The sequence below is a fragment of the Thalassolituus sp. UBA6592 genome (genome assembly GCF_002433655.1).
GTDB lineage: Bacteria > Pseudomonadota > Gammaproteobacteria > Pseudomonadales > Oceanobacteraceae > Venatoribacter.
The window spans coordinates 1-4,125 of record NZ_DJIO01000133.1; the positions used below are offsets into that span (position 1 = coordinate 1).

A 4,125-nucleotide genomic window follows, 5' to 3' on the forward strand; every position below is an offset into this window, starting at 1 on the left:
GCCATGGTGCAGAAGGAAACCGAGGAGGGCCTGGTGCCCATCGTGATGATGACCCACAGGGTGCTGGAAGGGGACATGAACGCCGCCCTGGCCCGCATCGCCGCCCTGGACACCGTGGACAAGAACATCATGCGCATCCGCGTGGAAACGCTGGACGCCTGAGACGCGAGAGAGACGACGACATGCCATTCCGTGACCGCTACACCGGCCTGATCAACCGCTACCGGGATCACCTGCCGGTGAACGACGACACCCCGATCATCAGCCTCGGCGAGGGCAACACCCCGCTGATCCGGCTCAAGAACATCCCGCGCCTGCTCGGCAAGGACGTGGACATCTACGTCAAGTACGAAGGCCTCAACCCCACCGGTTCCTTCAAGGACCGGGGCATGACCATGGCGGTGACCAAGGCGGTGGAAGAGGGCAGCAACGCCATCATCTGCGCCTCCACCGGCAACACCTCGGCGGCGGCGGCGGCCTACGCGGCGCGCGCCGGCATCACCGCCTTCGTGATCATTCCGGAAGGCAAGATCGCCATGGGCAAGCTGGCCCAGGCGATGATGTACGGCGCCGTGATCATGCAGATCCGCGGCAACTTCGACCAGGGCATGCAACTGGTCAAGGACGTGGCCGAGACGTCGCCGGTGACGGTGGTCAATTCGGTCAACCCCTACCGGCTGCAGGGCCAGAAAACCGCCGCCTTCGAGATCATCGAGGAGCTTGGCCGCGCCCCGGATTACCACTGCCTGCCGGTGGGCAACGCGGGCAACATCAGCGCCCACTGGATGGGCTACAGCGAGTACCACAAGAGCGGCGTGGTCAGCGCCGCGCCCAAGATGGTGGGTTACCAGGCCAACGGCGCCGCCCCCTTCCTGCGTGGCGCGCCGGTGCGGGATCCGGAAACCGTGGCCACCGCCATCCGCATCGGCAATCCGCAGTCCTGGGACAAGGCCTGGACGGTGCGGAAGGAATCCGGCGGCTGGTTCGATGAACTGGCCGACGAGGAGATCCTGGCGGCGCAGAAAATGCTGGCGGAGAAAGAAGGCGTGTTCTGCGAGCCGGCCTCCGCCGCGTCCATCGGTGGCGCCATGCGCGATATTCGCGCCGGTAAAATCGCCGAGGGCAGCACCGTGGTCTGCACGCTCACCGGCAACGGTCTCAAGGACCCGGACACCGCCATCGAGCAGTGCCGCGAGGACCTGCAAAAAGGCTCGCGCATGGTCACCATCGAGGCCGAGCTGGACGCCGTGCGCGACGCCATCGTTAATAATATGTGATGTCAACCCGGTTTACGTAACGACCCGGAGCGCGGCTTTTCAGCCGCGCTTTTTATTTGTTTTATCGCGACAAATTTTCTCTTGAACGATTGAGTTCCCGGCATTTTGCAATCTTTTTCCATTACCGGAAACCCGCGTTTTTCCAGCATTTCATTGCGCAAAGTCTGATCAAAAAAATGTCGACGATTTGACATCGGCACGCTGATCTTTAGGCTTTCGCATACCTTCTGCTGGGGAGACGAGAATGAGAAGCTCTATTATCAAAATGCCCGCGATGGGCTTGATCGCGGCATCCGCCGCCTTTGTACCCATGACCGCGCAAGCCGGCGCGGAACTCAGTGCCGGTGTTTGGTGGGTCTATCAGAATGTCACTAAATCCGATTTTACCTCGCCATCTTTCAGCGAGGAGCTGGATAACGAAACCGGCGGTAACTTCGCCGATCCATCCCTGATTATCTACGCCGACGACGACGGCAGTTACGGTCCGTGGCACTTCAGCGCTGAAACCCGTTTCGGTACCGGTTCCTTCACCAATACCGCCAGTAATAACAGTGGCGACAACATCGTCGTTCACAAGGCCTGGATCGGTTATGACGTAACCGACAACAGCAGCCTGAAAATTGGTAAAAGCCAGGTGCCCTTCGGCTGGAAAACCGTGAACTTCTGGCCCGGTGACGGCCTGGAAGGCGGTTACGGCGATCAGATGGACGTGGGCCTGAAATACAGCGCTGACGCCGAAGGCGGCATCCATTACGACGTCGCTTATTATCACCAGGACGACTGGGGCGAGGATTCCACCGACACCGTGGATGACAACGGCCACTGGGGCTCCAGCTCCAGCTACCGCAAAATCAAAACCGGCGTGGCGAACCTGGACTGGAACTTCATGGAAGGCCACACCGTGGGCGTATCCGCCCAGTACGGTCGCATGCAGGATCTGGCCGCCGCCGATGTCGCCAACCGCAACGACGAAGGTACCCACCAGGCCTACGACCTGCACTACATGTTCGAGAAGGGCAACTGGTCCGCCAAATACCGCTTCATTCACGCCGAGCGTGATTTCAGCGGTATGGACGCCTTCCTGGCCTCCGGCGACGCGCCGGCGGACGAGGAAGTGGAAACCCAGCGTCACGTGGCGGAATTGGGCTACACCCATAACAACTGGTTCTACTACGTGGACGCCGGTGTCGCGAGCACCGACACCGCCGGCAACGACGCCGACGACGTAACCTTCTACGCGCCGGGCGTGCGCTATCAATACGGCCCGGGCTGGATCTATCTCGAGTACCTGGGCTCCGACGGTGACATCGCCGCTTCCGGCGATATCTACGAGTCGGACTTCAACGCCCTCTACGTCGCTTTCGACTTCTACTTCTAAGCGACGGCACGTCGACCACCGGCCGGCCCTTCCGGGCCGGCATTCCGGGGTCCGGCGTGCACACGCATGGTTATCCACGCGGGTAATCATGCGTGTCCACTCCGGGCCGTTCCGTGCGGACCCGTTCTTTCTTGATTTCCCGATTCGGTCCGCGCATGACGCAATAGGAGTCATGCCATGAGCGTGGAATACGAAACAGACTATGAAGTAGGGCAGGATAATGTGCAGGTCCTGGGCATGGACCTGCACAATCCGGTCTTCTTCATCAGCGCGGTGCTGATCCTGGCTTTCGTGATCGGTACCCTGATTTTCCCTGAAAGCGCGAACAGCGCCCTGGCCGGTGCCAAAGGCTGGGCGATCGAAAACTTCGACTGGCTGTTCATGCTCGGCGCCAACATCTTCGTGGTGTTCTGCGTCGCCCTGATCTTCCTGCCGGTGGGGCGCATCCGCCTCGGTGGTCAGGACGCCAAACCCAGTTTCTCCACACTGTCCTGGTTCGCGATGCTGTTCGCCGCCGGCATGGGCATCGGCCTGATGTTCTGGAGCGTGGCGGAGCCCGTGGGCTACTACACCGACTGGTTCGGCACGCCGCTGAACGTGGACCCCAACACCCCGCAGGCGCTGGACGCCGCCCTGGGCGCGACCATGTACCACTGGGGCCTGCATCCGTGGGCGATCTATGGCGTGGTGGCGCTGTCCCTGGCGTTCTTCGCCTATAACAAGGGCATGCCGCTGACCATCCGCTCCGCCTTCTATCCGCTGCTCGGCGAGCGCTGCTGGGGCTGGGCCGGCCACATCATCGACATTCTGGCGGTGCTGGCCACCATCTTCGGCCTGGCCACCTCCCTGGGGCTGGGCGCCAAGCAGGCCTCCGGCGGCCTGCATTTCCTGTTCGACACGCCCAACGCCATCAACGTGCAGATCGCCATCATCACCGGCGTCACCGCCTGCGCGGTGCTGTCCGTGGTGCGCGGCCTGGACGGCGGCGTCAAACTGCTTAGCAACGTCAACATGGGGCTGGCGGCGCTGCTTCTGCTGTTCGTGATGGTGACCGGTCCCACCCTGCTGATCTTCACGTCCATGGGGCAGACCGCGGTCGACTACGTCACCAACTTCGTGCCGCTCAGTAACTGGGTGGGCCGCGAGGACCAGGGCTTCCTGCACGACTGGACCGTGTTCTACTGGGCCTGGTGGATTTCCTGGTCGCCGTTCGTGGGCATGTTCATCGCCCGGGTCTCCTACGGCCGCACCGTGCGGGAGTTCCTCACCGCCGTGCTGGTCGTGCCGACCGTGGTGACCATCGTATGGATGGCCACCTTTGGCGGCAGCGGCCTGGATCAGGTGGTTAACGGTGTCGGCCAGCTGGCCAACGGCATCGGTGAATCCTCCCTGGCCCTGTTCCAGATGCTGGAGCAACTGCCGCTGGCGGGCATCACCTCCTTCCTGGCCATCGTGCTGGTGCTGGTGTTC

Annotated in this window: 3 protein-coding genes; all 3 read left to right on the top strand. The window is 62.1% G+C overall.

Annotation, left to right across the window (positions count from 1 at the left end):
* Nucleotides 1-182 precede the first annotated feature (182 nt).
* Nucleotides 183-1,277 (top strand): threonine synthase, encoded by a 1,095-nt coding sequence (thrC, locus tag B2Z72_RS12615; protein WP_161383661.1) that lies wholly within the window; start codon nt 183-185, stop codon nt 1,275-1,277.
* A 244-nt stretch (nt 1,278-1,521) separates the two neighbouring features.
* Complete coding sequence (locus tag B2Z72_RS12620; protein ID WP_161383660.1) at nt 1,522-2,655, top strand: hypothetical protein; 1,134 nt, start codon at nt 1,522-1,524, stop codon at nt 2,653-2,655.
* 177 nt (nt 2,656-2,832) lie between these two features.
* On the top strand, nt 2,833-4,125 hold a 1,293-nt coding region (locus B2Z72_RS12625), incomplete at its 3' end, for a BCCT family transporter (protein ID WP_297004981.1).